Below are 18,110 nucleotides of genomic sequence, written 5' to 3'. Positions count from 1 at the left end.
TTACAAATCCTATTGATTATACACATACACCGTTGCTGCATGCAACGGTGTATGTGTACGATAATTAATGCGCTAGCAATTTCTATTTAATATTCTGAGAATGCTGAGACTCACTAACATTCTGTACACTTGCACTTGTTACACCTGTTGATGGATTAATTGTTATAACTTCTCTTTCAATTCCTTGTAAGTTTGAAGCCAATGAGACCAATTTTGCTAGAGTCATGTCATTATATTTATCCATCTTCTTATTCTCATAATAGCCAATTTTTATTTTTACAGCTTTGTTTTCCTCGAAGTCCTCAGGACTTATATTATCACTTAAATCAGTACAAAATACGTTACCATTTTCACTAATATTTAAAGCAATACTGCAATCTCTATCACCCACTTTCCAGTTAAATTTAATTATACAAGACTCATTTAGTATTTGATAAAGCCTTACACCATCATCACTTTGTGAAACACGCACCAACCTTTTATCTTCTGGAGATACCAATGTAAAAGCTCCAATTTTTGGATTACTATCCTTTAAGGCTTTACCAGAAAATGAGTTATCAAATTTTAACTCACCTCTGCCTTCTTTTAACGATACCCATGCAGTAAATGATTTATCTTCTTTTCCTCTCAACCTCACATCTATAGAATCATTACCTGTATATTCAGCAATTCCTTTTCGAATTACACTCAGAAATTTCTTAGTTTCTTCATCATTGTCACTCAAAAAAAGCTCCTTATTTGCATGTGACCGGGATGGATCATTGAGATTCTCCAATGCTTTAGCTAAAATTATATAGTTATATATACGTGTCCTGTTGTTATAAGGTGTCCCTAATTTATAAATTTGAGGAGTTAATTGAGCAACTTGATCGAAATTCATTATTAAAGTTTCATTTGCATTATGCATAGCGCCTCCAATTCTACATAATAAACTTAAGATAAAATATCCTAATTTTAGGATAGGTATATAATCTATCAAGTCAATAGTTAAACTAAAAAATTTTGATTATAATTTACTATGTATAAAATACGCTCTTAAACTATGCTGAAAATAGTCATAATAGGCCTTCCAAATGCAGGCAAGTCAACTCTATTTAATAGGCTAGTAAGAAGAAAAGCAGCGGTAGTTAGTGACATTCCAGGAGTAACGAGAGATAGGCGTGAAGGAATTGGAAGAATTAGTGATTTAGAGTTTAAAGTTATAGATACAGGAGGATGGAATGACCAAACCAGTTTTTCACTACAAGTTATTGAACAAATAGAGTTTTCTTTATTAAGCGCAGATGTAATTTTTTTTCTTGTTGATGCAAAAGTGCAAAATGAGCAGAACAAAGAGTTTGCAAAGTGGCTGAAGAGAAAAACGAACAAACCTGTAATACTAATAGCAAACAAATGCGAAAGTCATAAATCGGAAAATGTTGATCATTTGCAGTTCTTCAACTTCATAGGTCCGGTGTACATCTCAGCCGAACATAATCTTGGTATGATTGATCTTTATGATGTATTAGCTGGTGTTATTGAAGATTTTAACAAAAAAACTGAGCTGCCTGAAAGTGAGTCCATTAGACTGAGGATTGCAATCATCGGTCGCCCAAACGTTGGAAAATCAACTTTTTTAAACAGTTTACTTGCAGAAAATAGACTAATAGTAAGCTCAAAACCTGGTACCACGCGTGACTCTGTGGATATTTCATACGACCATAATGGGAAATTAATCACTCTCATCGATACTGCGGGAATCCGCAGAAAGGCAAATGTTGTTGATAACTTAGAATCAAGATTTGTTGAAAAAAGTATAGAGTCAATAAAGCGCTCTCATGTAGTGATTTTAATGCTAGATTCCTTGCTTGGCGTTGAGCAGCAGGATTTATCAATTGCTGAAGCTGCAATTAAAGGGGGGAAGGGAATTATCATCGTTTTAAATAAGTGGGATTTAATAGGTAAGGATGACAGAAGTAAGTTAATAAAATTTGTCAAACAACAGGAAGTGACTCGGTTATTTTTGGAAGTGCCAACTGTAACAATTTCTGCATTGAAAGGTATGCGCTGTGGTGATGTGATAGATAAGTGTCTTGAAGTGAGTGAATCCTTAAACAAGAAGATCAGCACTGCAAAACTGAATAATTGGCTAATAGATGCTGTGGAAAAACATTCTCACCCACTTATAAAAGGTAGAGCAATTAAAATGAAGTATATTGTTCAAATTGGCACCAAACCTCCAGCTTTTTCTTTGGTATGCAACGTCCCGGAAAGTGTTGATGAGAGTTATAAACGTTATTTGACTAATGGTCTTAGAAAAAACTTCTTTGTTGAAGGCGTACCAGTCAGATTACTTTTGAAAAAGAACAAAAATCCCTATGTAAAGTAGGTAATCTTATTTAAGTAATATTTTTAATAAATAAATAATATTACTTAAATAAGTAGTTGATAAATTAATATTATATAGCAAAGTATTAACTTATTTAGTACTTTTGCTATGAATTATAAAGGACAAGATTTAAGGCCTGGATCTCCACATACTTTCACGGTTGATACACCCTTAGTGTTTCAGTGGCTTCCCCGAAAATATGGATATCTAATCCCAGAAAAATACGTGGAGAGATTGAGCGAATGGGCAAAGAGGGAAAGTACACGTGTAGTGAAATTAGTAATAAATGGATCTGGTTTTACTCCTATGCAACGTAAAGAGTTGGAGAATAAAATATCAAACAGAAAATTTAACACAAACAAAAATATAGAACTTATAGATTTTAATGAGCTGGATTTAGGGGAATATGAGTTTAGCTTTCATTTACAAAAAATGTGGCAAATTGAAAAATCTAAATGTCCTTTATACAAGGTGTCTCAATATTTTAGAGATCTATACTCTATTCCAGAAGATGAAAGATTATCTTTTGGTGTTGAGATAGACAGCATGCGTATATTTATGTTGTTGGCACTGAAGTCTCCTATGATTTATTTTGATTTTGATATCTTACCTACAGAAGACAAGAAAATTGGTGAGATTCATGCTAAACAGGGCTTTCTACTTGCTGAAAATGAAGGAACAGGCCACAGCTACAGCGGTATGATAGATATTGAGAACGCTATCATTGCTGTAAGTGATGCTGGTAGAATAAAGATTACGGAAATTTATAATGAAGTTAAGAGAAGATTTAAAACATATTATCCTATGCTTAGATCAGCACCATCTTATGTTTACACAATTACAGATGTTATAATATGTCACAGTCTTTCTAATGAATACTCATTTGACAAAAAATCAGTTATAGAAGAAATATTCGGCTTCAAAACCAATGGAGGAGAAGTTGATATTCAATATGACAATAGCTGGACGAAAAACAAGGATGAATTGTATACCAAAGAAGAAATTGCAAAAATAGATAGTGATACTAGAGTTGCAACTGATATGAAAGGGCTGATTACTGAACCAATTGTAAGTTGAAAATGTGATATAAAAGAGGATAAGATAGCCCTACTCACTATAGGAATAGGACTATCATGGGCGTGTGCGACCGGAAGAATATTGGTACTACAACCGTTTAAATCAAGGTACACTAGCCCATCTCTCGATACGTTTGAATAGTTGCTTGGGACATATATATGCACCCGTTTACAATCTTAAATTAACTAAAACTATCGAGGTTTGTTATGGTTACATCTTATCAAAATTTTATTGGCATTGATATCGGAAAATTTAAAAATGTCGTTGCAATTCACAAACAGAAGAACGCTGTCAAATTTGACAATGATTCTGATGTTTGGCAACAATTATTTCAAAAGTTTTCAGATATTCTACCTAATTCTTTAGTAACTTTGGAAAACACAGGAAAATATGAGCTTGGTTTGTCACATTTTCTTATTGACAAGAATATTGCAGTACATCGAGCTAATACTCGTAAAGTAAAAAGCTTTATCTTGTCTCACGGAACTGTAGCAAAGTCTGATAAATCAGATGCGAGGGCTCTTGCTCAATATGGATTTGAACGCCATAGAACTCTCTCTCTATTTGTACCTACAATCAAAAGAACAATCAACCCTGGTTGCACTTTGTCAACGTCGTGATGACATTACGCAAATGAGAGCTCAGGAAAAGTGTAGACTGGAAGCTCCTGAAAATGACCATATAAAGGAAAGTTGCCAGAAGACCATTGAATTTTTCAATAATCAAATAAACGAACTCAATGACACTATACAAAAAATTATTGATGAAAGCCATGAGCTACAACAACGTCAAAAAATCCTTAAAACAGTTCCTGGAATAGGCAAAAAGTTATCACAAGATTTTTTGTGTTTAATGCCAGAGCTTGGCTACTTAAGTAGAAAAGAAGTAGCAAGTCTTGCCGGAGTAGCACCTCATCCTAGGGAAAGTGGTAAAACTGTTGGTTACCGAAGGATTATAGGAGGTAGAAGTAATGTTCGTTCAAAGCTCTTTACATCTGCCATGTCTGCTGCAAGGTCCAAATCTGCACTTGGCACCTTTTATTCTAAGCTTGTTGAAAGTGGTAAGAAGAAGATGGTAGCTATAACAGCTCTAATGCGTAAAATTATAGTAATTGCTAATGCAAGGCTTAAAGAGGCAATTAATTTGAATGTTTAAAATTTACATAGCAGTAATTGAAATGAATATTGTGCGTCCACACAAACTTAAAGTGCTTGTTCACATATTCATTGGCTTAAGCAGGCAATAGCTGTTTGACATAAAATTCTATTCCTATGACGAATGGATTTTTATTACCTACATGATTGGATCAAGTTGCAAAATTACACAATAAAAAATTTTTTAAAAAACATAGTTGATACAACGGCGAACATATGTATAGGGTGTAAAAGTGGTAACATAGTACTTAGTGTTCTATCGTTACATGAAACGTTGTCAAACAAGAGTTGACTCTTCACAGATATTGTAGTAATTCATTAACTATGTCAGATGTAAATAACAGTTCTATAATTTTTCTCTTATCAAGCGCTGTCGCTTTAATTTTTGCATATGTGCTAGACTATTTTTTCAATATGATACCGTGTAAGTTATGTATATACGAGCGAGTAGCTTACTATGTTACAGGTCTACTTGCAGTTGCGTACATGTTCAAAGAAAACAAAATCCTAATCTATGCGATGTTTTGCAGCTATCTCATTGGTGCAATAATATCTTTTTATCATGTAGGTCTTGAACTCCACTTATTTCATGATGTTTTAGGCTGTACAGAGCAAGCAAGTGGTAACGTTAGCATAGAAGAGCTAAGAAATAATCTATTAAACCCTAACTACTCTCCGTCTTGTGACAGACCTCATTATATCTTTGGTGTTTCGTTAGCAACATGGAATCTTATTTATCTTATAGTAGCTCTATTCTTATCAGGTAAAATGTATTGTGGAGAAAGAAATAAGGTACAACAATAATTGGTATAGACGCTGTACTTGTGCGTTACTTGGTGCTGTCCGTAATTTAAAAATTTGGCAAGTCACACCCACTGATTCTTGCACAGCTGTACGAACATTATGGTTCAGCATGTCAGTGCCCTCTTTCTTGTCATCCGAGTAGCTGACACTGGAAGTGTAGCTATCATCCAAATAACCTTTCGTTGTTATTCAAGCAGCCTATTTCTTGTCATCCCAGTGCCCAGATACTGGGATTCAGTTTGTCCATAGTCTCACCAAAAACGTTGTGTTTTAGCATAATTTTGTGCTCAATATGCTTATTTGTAGTAAAGATTTCAGCATCAAGTGCTGGCCTGAAGCTTTAGCTATAAATATTAATAAATTTACTAAGTAAAAAAAAGGCAAAAGAATCCCTATATAGCGAGTTTTAATAATGTAAATTGATAATGTGCTAACAAGCGTGTTTTGGCTGAAGTAGAAAAAATTTAAAAAACATGCAGCCGCTATAATTTTTATGTAATCTGCCAATAAATATCTGAGTTTTGTTGTTAAACCCGCGGAGATTAAAAATAAGGATAAATACTCTTATTTGTATAAGAAGAAAAGTGGGAAGATTTGTCAAGCCGCTTCTATGCACCTGAGCATTGATCATACGGGTTCCATCTGTTATATATAATCTTTTTGAATACGAAGAAAGCTGATGAATGAGTATGATATTACAGTTATAGGCAGCGGTCCTGGTGGTTATATAGCAGCAATTAGAGCGGCACAGTTTGGATTTAAAACTGCAATTGTTGAAAAGGAAGAAAATTTGGGTGGTATATGCTTAAATTGGGGGTGTATACCAACAAAATCGCTACTTAGAGCATCTGAAATTTATAGGTTAATAACAAGATCAGAAGAATTTGGCATAAAAGTAAAGGATGCAAGTTTTAATATACAATCAATAGTGAAATACTCAAGAAACGTTGTTGATAAATTGTCAAGCGGTGTTGCATATTTGATGAAAAAAAATAACATCAAAGTTCATCAAGGCTTTGGTAAACTTGCAGGTAATCGTACTGTAAAAATTCTTAATGACAAAAAGGAGGAGGAAATTTCTTCCAATCATATCATTTTAGCAACAGGTGTTAGAGCGCGAAATCTACCTGGAATAGAGGCGGATGGAGATTTAATATGGAATGCGCAGCACGCTATGACTCCAAAGAAGTTACCAAAATCGCTACTAATCATAGGTTCTGGTGCGATAGGAATAGAATTTGCAAGTTTTTATAGTACTTTGGGGGTTGATGTAACAATTATAGAAGTAAAAGACACTATTTTGCCGCTGGAAGATAAAGACATTTCAAATTTAGTACAAGAGATATTTACAAAACAAGGAATAAAAATATATACGAGCAATAGTGTAAAAACTTTCACTAAAAATAAAGACTCTGTTCAAGTGCAGCTAAGTAGTGGTGATAATAAAGAATTCGATAGAGTAATTGTTGCAGTTGGCGTTCAAGCAAACACTGAAAATATAGGTTTAGAAAATACAAAAATTAAGTTGAGTCCTTCTGGTTTCATTGAAACGAATGAGTGGTATGAAACAAGTGAATCAAGTGTGTATGCAATAGGTGATGTAGCTGGTCCCCCATGTTTAGCGCATAAAGCAAGTCATGAAGCTGTAATCTGTGTTGAGAAAATTGCTGGTAAAAATGCTCATAAGTTAAAAAAAGAGTGCATACCAAATTGCACTTACTCTCATCAGCAAGTAGCAAGCGTTGGCCTTACTGAGGAACAGGCAATAAAAAGTGGATACGATATAAAAGTAGGAAAATTTCACTCCAACTTTAATGGTAAATCTATTGCACTAAGTGAAACTGAAGGTTTAGTGAAAACAATTATAGACAAAAAAACAGGCGAACTTCTTGGAGCTCACATGATAGGAGCGGAAGTAACAGAGTTAATTAGCAATTTCGCTCTTGCAAAGCAACTAGAGGGAACAGACTGCGACATAAAATCTACGATTTTTCCTCATCCAACTATTTCGGAAATTATACACGAATCAGTACTTGCTGCAGATGATGAATCGTTAAATAGTTAAGCTAACGATTCATTGTTTTAGAGCTACAATTATCCTGATTAGGCGATTCAATTCTAATAGATTGATTACCAATATCAGATTTTTCTAACTTTTCTTTTAACCCTTCAGCTGCTTCTTTCACTTCAAGCTTTTTTTCCTGATTAAGATCCTCTGGGCTTTTTCTTTTACTGTCTAAACCTTGTTGTCTATCAATATTTTTATTGAGTTGTTCTTGCTGAGGTAGATCAACAACTGAGTTAAAAAGAGCTTTTGTTATGCTTTTTAATAATCCTATAAAACCTCCGCTTCCGCCTTCTCTTTGCTCTTGAGGCTTGTTTTTCACGTTTTTGCTGTTGCTACTTTCAGGCATTTTTAACTCAACTATCATAAAGCTTAATAAAATTTAACATGCAGATTATTAAAAAATGATTAATAATCTATTATCAAATTGCTATTTACAGATGGATATTATTCTAGCAACAGGCGGTACAGGTGGGCATGTTTTTCCAGCTATAACCTTAGCAAAAGCACTAAAGGTACAAGGGCACAATTGTATATTATTCACTGATCAAAAAACCATCAATATAGAAAGTTATATTTTACCATTGTGCAAGCCAAGTGGCAACAAATTGAAGTTTCTCTTTTTGTTAATGTATAGTTGTGTATTAGCACTGTATCAAACAAGAAAATTAAAACCAAAGCTAATCATTGGTTTTGGTAGCTACGCTTCTTTTCCAACTCTTTTTGCAGCAAAGATTTTTTCTATACCTATAATTTTACATGAACAAAATATAGTTTTAGGGAGAGTAAATAGATTCTTTTTCAAGAGTGCAAAATTAATTGCAACTAGCTTTCCAGAGACTAAGTATGCAGAAGGTAGTAAATGCGTTTTTACAGGAAATTTTGTCGATATAGAAGCACAAGGCTATTCTAGAGCTGAAACAGTTTTAAACGTGTTAATAATAGCAGGCAGTCAGGGTGCAAATTTTTTTGATGATGTAGTGAGCAGCGTAATTTGTGATCTACCTGTTGAAGTAAAAGAGAGGATTAGAGTAACGCAGCAATGTACGAAGAAAAATATAAACAAGGTCAAGAGTCTATACAAAAGTGAAGGAATTGATTGTGAGTTAAGTGAGTTTCTCGATGATATGGAAAATAAACTGGCCAATGCTCATTTGGTAATTAGCAGAGCGGGGGCAACTTCAATAGCAGAGATTACTCTTGCTGAGCGTCCTGCTGTATATATTCCTTATCCTCACTCAAAAGATAACCATCAATTTTATAATGCAAAACATATTGAAGATTCGGGAGCAGCTGTAATGGTTGAGCAAAATAGTAACGCGAAAAAGAATCTAGGAGAGTTGCTAGTTGATTTATTGCAAAATTGTCAAAAATTGCTTGATATGGCTAATAATACTAAGAAAACAAGAATAAGGAATGGAGTTACTGAATTTATTAAGGCAATAGCTCAAGAACTTAGTTGACGAATTGCTTTTTCTTCAAATGCATCCCATAGTTCTTTTTCTAGTGATTTACTATACAACTTATTGATATAAACTACTCCCGTAGGCGAAGTTGTGTTAATTTCAAGAAGGAAGTCATCTATAATATCAATGCCAACGAATATTAGCCCTCTTTTCTTTAGCTCAGGACCAATTTTATTACATATTTCGTTGTCTCTATCATTCATTTGGACAGGCTCAAAACTTGCTCCGAGTCTCAAATTTGTTCTGATTTCTCCGCTAGACTTTGGAACTCGCTTCATTACTCCTATTGGCTTTCCATCCAGTAGCAGTATTCTTTTATCTGTATTTATCTTTTTACAAAACGCTTGTGCAATTACAGGACATTCATATTTTGCAATCATGAGATCAACTACCACTTGAATGCTATTTTGGTCTTGTATTCTTATTACGTCATTTCCTCCATAGCTATATAGTGGTTTCAAGATGATATCTTGATAGTCGTGACAAAAATTTCTAATCATCGATATATTTTCAGTGATCAAAGTTGGAGGAATTAGCTCTGGAAACAGTGAAGTAATTAATTTTTCAGGGCAGTTTCTTATTTCTGTTGGATTATTTATTACTAACGCAGTAGTCTTTTCTAAGATATAGGTTGTTGTAATGTACCGCATATCAAATGGTGGATTCTGTCTGATAAATATGATATCCATTTCATTTAGGTTGATTACTACATCCTCTTTTGAAATGAAGCTACAATCATCAACGCTGACTTTCTGAGCAAGGGCAATTGGCTGATTTAACTTGAGTGCTAAATTATTAGGTACATAAACAAAAATTTCGTACCTTCTTCTTTGCGCTTCTTTTATTAATGAAAATGTAGTATCAGCTTCAAAATTTATACTTTCATCCATCTGAAAAGCTACTTTCATTTATCCTCCCTTCCTATTACAATATAATATAGTACCATAAAAGTGTTAATAATGGAGCAAAGTATGGAATTAACAATAGGAAATAATGCACCTGATTTTAGCTTGCCAACAGATTCTGGTGAGATTTTATCACTGAGTGAATTTTTTGATAAAAAAAATGTAGTTCTTTATTTTTATCCTAAAGACGATACTCCGGGCTGCACAATGGAGGCAAAAGGCTTTAGAGACAATATAGAAAATTTTTCTTCTCTTGACACAGTGATAATTGGTGTATCAAAAGATAGCGTTAAGTGCCACGCTAACTTCAAAGCAAAATATTCTCTGCCATTTTCTTTAGTTTCTGATGAAAATGCTGAAATGTTGGAAAAGTATGGTGTTTGGGTAGAGAAAAGTATGTTTAGCAAAAAGTATATGGGAGTAGAGCGTACTACTTTTTTAATAGATAAAAAAGGTAAAGTAGTGAAGATTTGGAAAAATGTAAAAGTGAGTGGACATGTTGATGAGGTTTTAGAGGAAGTAAGCAGAATATAAATTAAAGAATGGCTACCCATTGCTATATAAAAAAATTGAAATTACATAATTTCCGTAGTCATTCAAATTTCGAACTGGATTTAGACGATAGATCGGTTGTAATAACTGGTCAAAATGGTGTTGGTAAAACTAATATACTTGAAGCAATCTCATTGCTTGCTAAAAGTAATGGCATGAAAAAAGTAAAAATTAGTGAGATGCAAAATAGACTCAGTAATGAAGATTGGGCAGTGCATTATGACTTTTTTAATGGAACATACTTTAACTCAATTGGTATAGGAAAGAATCTTAATAATAAACTAATACAAATTGATGGAAAAACACAATCAAGTTATTCATCTCTGTATAGAATATCCAATGTAATATGGCTCATTCCACAAATGGACTATATTCTTCTTAATTCTCCGAGTGACAGATTAAAATTTTTAGACCGTATCGTCTCACTGTTTGAAGAAAATTACACTTATTGCTATATGAAATACAGGAAAGCTAAACATGAGCGAAGTAAACTGCTTAGAGAGAATATTTTAGACGAAAATTGGCTCTCTAGCCTTGAAAACGTCATGGCTACCAATGCAGTTGATATTTTACGTATGCGTTTGTCTGTTTTAAAAATACTACAGGGCACAATTGATAACCATTCTTGTGAGTTTTTTCCAAAGGCAAGTTTGAAATTTAGCAGTCAGCTAACTTTGAACGATACTGCAGAATATTTTCAGAATCGTCTAAAGGAAAATAGAGAAAAAGACTCATTAACTGGTAGAGTAACCTTTTCTGTACATAATGATAATTTTCGGGTTTTTTGCCAAAAAGGGGACATGCCAATAAATCTTTGTTCTACTGGAGAGCAAAAGCTATTACTGCTTTCTATCATCTTATCTAGTGTAAAAGCAAGGTGTATTCATTACAATAAAGCACCTCTTCTTCTGCTTGACGATATAATGTCTCATCTGGATAAAGATTACAGAAAGGTGTTAATTGAGGAGGTGTTAAGCATTCAATGTCAAACTTGGATAACCGATGTAAATCAAGATAATTTCAATAACTATCTTTGCTCTTTCAAGTTTTTTGAATTATCAAGTAAATAAATTTCAAGCGTGCTGTCATACATCAAGCTCATATTCGGTATGTAAATCTCTAATTAAAGCCTCAGCGTGTTTTTTTTGAACAACTATACTGATCTTGATTTCGGACATTGTGACAGCAAGTATTTCTATCTTTTTTTCGCTTAAAACCTTGAGTGTGCGGTACATCACTTCAGTGTTAGACATAACACCAATACCAATTATTGAAATTTTAGCTATATTATTGTTTACGACATAATTTTCATTTTTGTTCAATAACTTTGTCATTAAATCAACATCAAATTTAGAAATCAAAAAGCTTGACCCATGTATCATGTCAACTTTAACGTTTGCTCCTGCTATATCTCTTAAAGTATCCAGAGTATTTGCAAAGTTAGTAAAAGTTACAAGAGCTTCGTGAGTGCTATAAGTTATTCCAGTAATTAAGTATCTTTCCAGTACATCTTTTTCGTGTAGTACTGTAGTGCCTTCTACTTCCTCAAAAGTGGATAACACTTGCACCTTAATATTATGCTTCATTGCAAGTTGTACTGAACGATTATGCAATATTTTAGCACCAGATGACGACATCTCCAATATTTCATTGTAAGAGATAGATTTAAGCTTGCGTGCCCTTGGAACAATTTTTGGGTCTGCTGTATATATTCCGTCAATATCAGTAAAAATTTCACAAGTCCTAATACCAAAGACTACAGCAAAGGCAATTGCTGAGATGTCAGATCCTCCTCTACCAAAAGTAGTGATTCTATCATCGTATATACCCTGAAAACCAGCAATGATTGCAGCAGTATAACCCTCAGCAAAAGATCTTTTTACATGGTCAATTTTTATCTTTTTTATTTTAGACTCAGAATAAAAATTATCCGTTAGAATTGGTAACTGCCAGGCGAGCCATGATTTAGCATTAACTCCAACAGACAGAAGAGTGATAGCTAATAACCCGCAAGAGACTTGTTCTCCTGCTGAAAGCAGGACATCATACTCTGATAACTCTTGTCTACAATTTAAATTTGAAATTTGCCTGGCTTGAAAAGCCATTTGGTCAGTGAATCCTGCAGCAGCGGATACAACAGCAATTACATTATAACCTTTTTCAATATCGTTTTTTATTAGATTTGCAACTCGATTTAAGTCAGTTAGCGAAGTACCACCAAATTTTTTTATTATTATTTTGTTCATAGTTACAATAAGGTCAATTTCACCTTTCTAGAGAGTATAGTTGCTTAATTAAATGTGTTTTTCTGGTCACTAATTAAAGTGATAGAGGATTATTCATCTTTATCACTACCAAGGTCTTTTAACATACTGTAGTTGCCTTTTCTAAATTTACCTTTTAAAGATGTAACTCCGCTCTCGCTAATACCACTTAAACTTAATGCTGCTCCACCTAGCTGCAATCCAATTTCAGACGTTTCGGGAATAACTTTACTAGCCCCTAGATCTTTATAAACCTCCACATTATTCAAATCTGGTAAACGTATTATAATATTTACATGCGGGAAGTTTGTTGCAACTAGAGAAACTATTTTCTTTATAGTGACTTCGTTCTTTATTGAAACCACAAGAGCTTGAGCTCTTTCTATTCCTACTGATTTTAAAATTTCATATCTTGTAGCATCTCCAAGATATATAGGGAAACTGTCATTTTTTCCTTCTTTCACTATTTTTGATTGAATATCTACAACAACATAACTTAAATGCTCCGCAGTAAGCATTTTCGTTACCATATATCCCACTCTACCAAACCCGGCAACTATTACGTGGTTATAAAGATCTTGTGTGTCTGTTTCGATTGCTTCATCGTCTAGTATTATTTTTTCAGTGCTAAATGAATTTGCTATCCAGTCTCCAATTCCCGATAAAAGAGGAGTAAAAGCCATAGTTACTGTAGTTACCATCATAAGCACTTGAGCGATTTCACTTGATAGTACATCTAATTCATCTGCTAAACGGAATAAAATAAATGCAAATTCACCGCCTTGTGCAAGCAGTAATCCAGCTTGTATTGCAGGTGCACTTCTAAATCCAAAAAATCTACACAATGTATATATAATGGAAGTCTTTAAAACGATAAGGATAATTGATAATAAAGTAACGAGTGGTAACTTATTGAGTAAAAGGTCAATATCAATAGACATGCCAACAGTCATAAAGAATAAACCAAGAAATAAGTCTTTAAATGGCAATACTGCATGTTCTACCGAATTCCTGTGTTCTGTTTCTGCAACTAGTAACCCAGCAACAAATGCGCCTAATGCCATTGATAAATGAAATTGTTCAGTAATAAATGCTGATCCTAATATTATCAGAAGTGTTGTTGATATAAAGATTTCATTACTCTCCATTTTGGCAATAACCGAAAACAATGGCCTCAGTAATAACCTACCAGTTACAAATATCAACACCAATGCAATAGCTGCTTGCACTAATGAGCCTGCCAACGAGCTTATTAAGCTGTGTTCAGAATTGCCAGTAAGCAGGGGCACTAGTACTATTAGAGGTACCACTGCAAAGTCCTGCATTAGTAGCACTGCTATTGACAATCTACCAACTTGGCTTGCTTGAGAACCCTTTTCTTGCAGAACCTGCAACACTATTGCTGTTGAGGATAGTGCAAGTCCACCACCGATAACTGCTGCCATGTTTGTATTTACTCCAAAGGCAAGAGCAATGCACCATATTGCTATCATGGTAACTATAACTTGAAGGGAACCAAACCCAAACACATGCCTACGCATAGCGATAAGGCGTTCAAATGTCAATTCAAGACCTATAATGAACAATAGGAAAACTACGCCAAACTCTGCAAAGTTATCCATTACTTCAACTGAATGTATCAGATTAAATCCATGAGAACCAATCAATGCACCTGCAACAAAGTAACCAAGTACTGGGCTAATATTCATTTTCCAAAACGCTATGACTATAAACACAGCAGCAGAGAGTAAAATTATAATATCAAACAAATGCTGAGAGCCGCTGTGCATAATATTTAACCTGTAGAATTAGACCATTTTATTGAACAACCAATGCTTGATTTTTGGTCAACTGGAGGATTGCTAGTTTCTGCAATAAATTTCATGGCTTGAAATAAATCACTACTTCCTACTTCGTAATTTTGAACTTTCTCTTTTTTTGTGTTGTTAAAACGCCCGCGATAGCAGAGGGCTAGTTTGGAATTAAAGCCAAAAAAATCAGGGGTACAAACAGCACCATACTCTTTAGCTACTTCTTGGTTATTGTCAATCAAATATGGAAATGTAAACTTATTGTCCTTCGCAAAATTAATCATGTTTTCAAAGGAGTCTTCTGGGTACTCATTTACATCATTTGGCATGATTGCAACGGTGTTTACCTGATAATCTTTTTTCAACAAATTAACATCGCTTACTAGATTGCTAATAATTGATTGAACGTAAGGACAGTGATTGCATATAAACATTACAATGAGACCATTTTCCCCATAGCAGTCACTTAATGTATAATATTTGTTATCCACTCCCAGGAAATTAAAATTCTTTGCATTAAAGTCTAAATCTATCTTAGGAGTGTCTAGCGTAACCATAGCTCATAGAGAATTGTATACCATAATTTATGATCTTATTGCTTAAATGTCAAATGGTTTCTATGTACACTGTTTGCATTTAGCATTGTAACTATAAAATTTATGTTCATAACCTTCGAAGGAATAGATGGTTCTGGTAAAACAACACAGTCTGAGTTACTTGCAAATTATTTCAAGCAAATTCACGGTGAAAATAATGTCGTATTGACTAGAGAACCAGGTGGTACTGATTTTGCAGAAAAAATAAGAGGATTACTACTTAAGGATAATATTGATCCTATTTCTGAACTCTTGCTGCTTATCTCGATGAGGCACGAACATATGAAAAAATTAATATTGCCAGCTCTTAAAGAGGGAAAGACAGTTATTTGTGATCGATTTATCGATTCAACTATTGCGTATCAAGGGTATGGACTAGGTGTTGACTTGAGTCTAATAAGAGACTTACACAAATTAGTGGAAATTAAATATCCAGATATCACATTTATTTTAGATATTGATGTTCAAGTTGGACTCAGCAGAGCAAAGGATAAAAATAAGTATGAAGAAATGAGCATTGATTCCTATCATAAAATTCGAAAAGGATTTCAAGAAATAGCTGTAAAAGAATCTAATAGATGTAATGTTATTACTGTAATTGCAGATAAAGACAACAATAAAGCGTATAGTGAAATTATTGATGTAATAAGAAAAAAGAAAAAAGGCATGCAGCCGCTATAATTTTGTCAATAAATACCCTGAGTTTTTTACTGAATGTTACGATTGAGCCTACAGGTCAAAAACAAGCTTTGAGTTAGAAATACCATTGCTATTATAATAAGAGAAATCGCAATGTTTGTACAATTGAAAGATGGTTGCGGGAGTAGGATTTGAACCTACGACCTTCAGGTTATGAGCCTGACGAGCTACCGAGCTGCTCCATCCCGCGTCGTTGCTTATTTATTATTATATGCGTAATAATAATAAATAAAAGAATAAAATCACACTATTACATATATTTATATATCTATTAACCTTTCTTAACATGATAGTAAATTATATACATAACAATCTGTGCAATGAAAAATATAACTTGATATTGTGGTTCCCGGTTTTTCAGTGTGCAGGAATTTTAACCTATTTCTCATTAAATTTTGAACCAAGCTGTGCTTTCACTATATCTATTTTTCTCTTGCTTTCACCTATACTAATTCTGATTGCAATATTATACAGGAAATACGCAATATTATGCATTTCTTTAATTGCAGTGCTCATAGGATTTACAGCCAGCAAATTCAGAACAGATTCAGTTAATACTCACATTCTTGATAAGGAAAGGTATGTGAAAGATATTGTTGCTACAGTGAAGGATATTAATAACAAGGGCTCGTATGAGCAATTTTTGCTTTATGAAATAAAAAACACGAAGTTCAAGCTGGATAACATCAGAATATCAATTAGAACCAAAGCGGAAGAAGGCATTAAAATAGGGGATCAAGTAAAATTATCAGCAAAACTCTTTCCTCCAAAAATTGCGCCTTCGGAATATGCATATGATTTTGCAAGAATAGCATATTATCAGAAAATAAGTGCAACAGGCTTTGCAACAAGCAAAATAGTCCTGTACAAAAAGGCTGAAGCAAGAAAATTTCAAGAGTATATAGAATCTTTCCGTCAATATATCTATGAAAACCTACAGCAAAATACCAAAAAGCCACACGCGGACATAATCTCTGCATTATTAATTGGCAAAAAAGACGGGATAGATCAAAAAACTATGAATGCGATACGAGATTCAGGTATAGCACATTTATTCGCTATATCTGGTTTACATTTATCGTTTGTTGCTGGTCTATTTTTTATAGTATTCCGTAATTTATTTGCAATATCTGAAACTTTGACTCTTAAATATAACACTAAAAAAATATCTGCATTCTTTACTATCTTGCCAACTACCTTTTATTTGTTGATTACCGGTATGCAAATTTCTGCTCAGCGTGCCTACATCATGGTGATCTTGGTACTTGTTGCAATAATCATAGAAAGGAAATATCGAGGATTAATAGCAATTGCGTTTGCTGCTTCGGTGATACTCATAGTGGAGCCAGAAGCAATCTTAAAGCCAGGTTTTCAAATGTCATTTTCTGCTGTTTTGGCACTAGTTGCCAGCTATCAGATCAATGCTAATAAGTTATTCAAAATAAAAATAATAAAATATTTTGTGTCGATAATGATCAGCTCAATAATAGCAAGTTTAGCAACTGTTCCGTACACAATATACAATTTTAACTATTTTTCAATCAGTGGCATTATCACAAATTTGATTGCTATACCAATAGTTACACTCATTATTATTCCACTTGGAATAATCTATGTTTTATTGATTCCTTTAGGTACTCAGTGGATTATAACGCCTCTCATGGAAAGCCCAATTGACAGCGTTTTATATATAACAAACGCAATTGCCAGTCTTCAGTATTTGGTTATTCCTATTCGCACTTTTCCTGCCTCATTAATTATTATAATAACGCTTGGGCTATTATGGTTATGCTTGTGGGAAAGGAATTGGCGTTTCTTTGGAATTTTCTTTATTGTGCTAGGTATTTTCTCTAGGGCTATGTATACAACTCCTGATATTCTAGTCAGTGCTGATAATCTTGCTGTAAAAGAAGATGACAATTTACTATATTCCCTTACTAGAAAAAACAGAAATTTTGTTGTCAAAACGTGGGCAAAGCAAAACGGGCAGAATCAAATTGTGAATCATACTAAATTCAGTAATTCAAATAAAAGGCTAAAATGTAATGATTATGACTGCATATATAATAAAGGAAATAATAAGTCAGTGTTGCTAGCTCACAAAAGAGAAGATATTTTAGAAAATTGTAACAATGTCGATCTAGTAATTCAGTTAAGCAAGTTTAACTATCCAGCTTGCAATACTAAAATCATCAAATATGCTGACTTAGAGGCATATGGCACACACTCTGTTTGGCTAACAGATAGTGGTATAAAGTTAGTAAAGTGCGTTCTAATCGTCCTTGGCATAAGCCAAAAACTTGTTTTTAAAGTATCATTTATATATAATTACTTAATTAGGATGTAAGG

The 18,110-nt window shown here is 33.7% G+C and carries 15 protein-coding genes, 1 tRNA gene and 1 pseudogene; 10 read left to right on the top strand and 7 right to left on the bottom strand.

The genetic code is table 11. The features are described 5' to 3' along the window. Nucleotides 1-82 precede the first annotated feature (82 nt). Entirely contained in the window at nucleotides 83-907 is an 825-nt protein-coding gene (locus JKF54_RS04230) for a hypothetical protein (RefSeq protein WP_211907672.1), read from the bottom strand. Nucleotides 908-1,042: 135 nt separating this feature from the next. On the opposite strand from JKF54_RS04230, the gene der reads away from it, so the two are divergent. The 5 genes and pseudogenes from der to lpdA all read left to right on the top strand — a co-directional run bounded on the left by der (nucleotide 1,043) and on the right by lpdA (nucleotide 7,468). Then, nucleotides 1,043-2,368 (top strand): ribosome biogenesis GTPase Der, encoded by a 1,326-nt coding sequence (der, locus tag JKF54_RS04225; protein WP_211907671.1) that lies wholly within the window; start codon nucleotides 1,043-1,045, stop codon nucleotides 2,366-2,368. A gap of 108 nt (nucleotides 2,369-2,476) precedes the next feature. Beyond that, a complete protein-coding gene (locus JKF54_RS06470; RefSeq protein WP_246433118.1) occupies nucleotides 2,477-3,445 on the top strand; it encodes a hypothetical protein in 969 nt (322 codons plus the stop codon). 206 nt (nucleotides 3,446-3,651) lie between these two features. Further along, nucleotides 3,652-4,600: pseudogene (locus JKF54_RS04210) on the top strand (IS110 family RNA-guided transposase). A 323-nt stretch (nucleotides 4,601-4,923) separates the two neighbouring features. After that, nucleotides 4,924-5,403: a disulfide bond formation protein B gene (locus JKF54_RS04205; RefSeq protein ID WP_211907670.1), complete on the top strand. Its 480-nt coding sequence runs from the start codon at nucleotides 4,924-4,926 to the stop codon at nucleotides 5,401-5,403. Between the two features lie 679 nt (nucleotides 5,404-6,082). Next, a complete protein-coding gene (gene lpdA / locus JKF54_RS04200; protein WP_211907669.1) occupies nucleotides 6,083-7,468 on the top strand; it encodes a dihydrolipoyl dehydrogenase in 1,386 nt (461 codons plus the stop codon). A gap of 1 nt (nucleotide 7,469) precedes the next feature. Here the strand turns inward: lpdA and JKF54_RS04195 are convergent, their stop codons facing one another. Further along, nucleotides 7,470-7,835, bottom strand: a complete 366-nt coding sequence (locus JKF54_RS04195) for a hypothetical protein (protein WP_211907668.1) — start codon at nucleotides 7,833-7,835, stop codon at nucleotides 7,470-7,472. A 73-nt stretch (nucleotides 7,836-7,908) separates the two neighbouring features. Between JKF54_RS04195 and JKF54_RS04190 the strand changes: the two genes are divergently transcribed. Further along, a complete protein-coding gene (locus JKF54_RS04190) occupies nucleotides 7,909-8,931 on the top strand; it encodes a UDP-N-acetylglucosamine--N-acetylmuramyl-(pentapeptide) pyrophosphoryl-undecaprenol N-acetylglucosamine transferase (RefSeq protein ID WP_211908752.1) in 1,023 nt (340 codons plus the stop codon). On the opposite strand, the gene gshB is transcribed toward JKF54_RS04190, so the two are convergent. After that, nucleotides 8,916-9,842 carry a glutathione synthase gene (gene gshB / locus JKF54_RS04185; protein WP_211907667.1) on the bottom strand — a complete coding sequence of 309 codons (927 nt, stop codon included), beginning with the start codon at nucleotides 9,840-9,842 and terminating at the stop codon, nucleotides 8,916-8,918. The genes JKF54_RS04190 and gshB overlap by 16 nt on opposite strands. A gap of 63 nt (nucleotides 9,843-9,905) precedes the next feature. On the opposite strand from gshB, the gene bcp reads away from it, so the two are divergent. Beyond that, entirely contained in the window at nucleotides 9,906-10,373 is a 468-nt protein-coding gene (gene bcp / locus JKF54_RS04180) for a thioredoxin-dependent thiol peroxidase (protein WP_211907666.1), read from the top strand. 8 nt (nucleotides 10,374-10,381) lie between these two features. Continuing rightward, nucleotides 10,382-11,461, top strand: a complete 1,080-nt coding sequence (recF, locus tag JKF54_RS04175; protein ID WP_211907665.1) for a DNA replication/repair protein RecF — start codon at nucleotides 10,382-10,384, stop codon at nucleotides 11,459-11,461. Between the two features lie 15 nt (nucleotides 11,462-11,476). On the opposite strand, the gene JKF54_RS04170 is transcribed toward recF, so the two are convergent. From JKF54_RS04170 to JKF54_RS04160, 3 genes are all read right to left on the bottom strand, one after another. Next, entirely contained in the window at nucleotides 11,477-12,637 is a 1,161-nt protein-coding gene (locus JKF54_RS04170; protein WP_211907664.1) for an aspartate kinase, read from the bottom strand. 89 nt (nucleotides 12,638-12,726) lie between these two features. Further along, nucleotides 12,727-14,445 (bottom strand): monovalent cation:proton antiporter-2 (CPA2) family protein, encoded by a 1,719-nt coding sequence (locus JKF54_RS04165; RefSeq protein ID WP_064085907.1) that lies wholly within the window; start codon nucleotides 14,443-14,445, stop codon nucleotides 12,727-12,729. A 5-nt stretch (nucleotides 14,446-14,450) separates the two neighbouring features. Beyond that, a complete protein-coding gene (locus tag JKF54_RS04160) occupies nucleotides 14,451-15,023 on the bottom strand; it encodes a thioredoxin family protein (protein WP_211907663.1) in 573 nt (190 codons plus the stop codon). Between the two features lie 102 nt (nucleotides 15,024-15,125). Between JKF54_RS04160 and tmk the strand changes: the two genes are divergently transcribed. Next, on the top strand, nucleotides 15,126-15,743 hold the full coding sequence (gene tmk / locus JKF54_RS04155; protein ID WP_211907662.1) for a dTMP kinase: 618 nt from the start codon (nucleotides 15,126-15,128) through the stop codon (nucleotides 15,741-15,743). 131 nt (nucleotides 15,744-15,874) lie between these two features. Here the strand turns inward: tmk and JKF54_RS04150 are convergent. Further along, nucleotides 15,875-15,951 (bottom strand) — tRNA-Met (locus JKF54_RS04150). A 96-nt stretch (nucleotides 15,952-16,047) separates the two neighbouring features. Here JKF54_RS04150 and JKF54_RS04145 point away from each other — a divergent pair. Further along, nucleotides 16,048-18,108 carry a ComEC/Rec2 family competence protein gene (locus JKF54_RS04145; protein ID WP_444875947.1) on the top strand — a complete coding sequence of 687 codons (2,061 nt, stop codon included), beginning with the start codon at nucleotides 16,048-16,050 and terminating at the stop codon, nucleotides 18,106-18,108. Nucleotides 18,109-18,110: the final 2 nt, after the last annotated feature.

The sequence above is a fragment of the Wolbachia endosymbiont of Spodoptera picta genome (assembly GCF_018141665.1).
In the GTDB taxonomy this organism is placed as follows: domain Bacteria; phylum Pseudomonadota; class Alphaproteobacteria; order Rickettsiales; family Anaplasmataceae; genus Wolbachia.
This window is presented reverse-complemented; position numbering and strand designations above follow the sequence as displayed.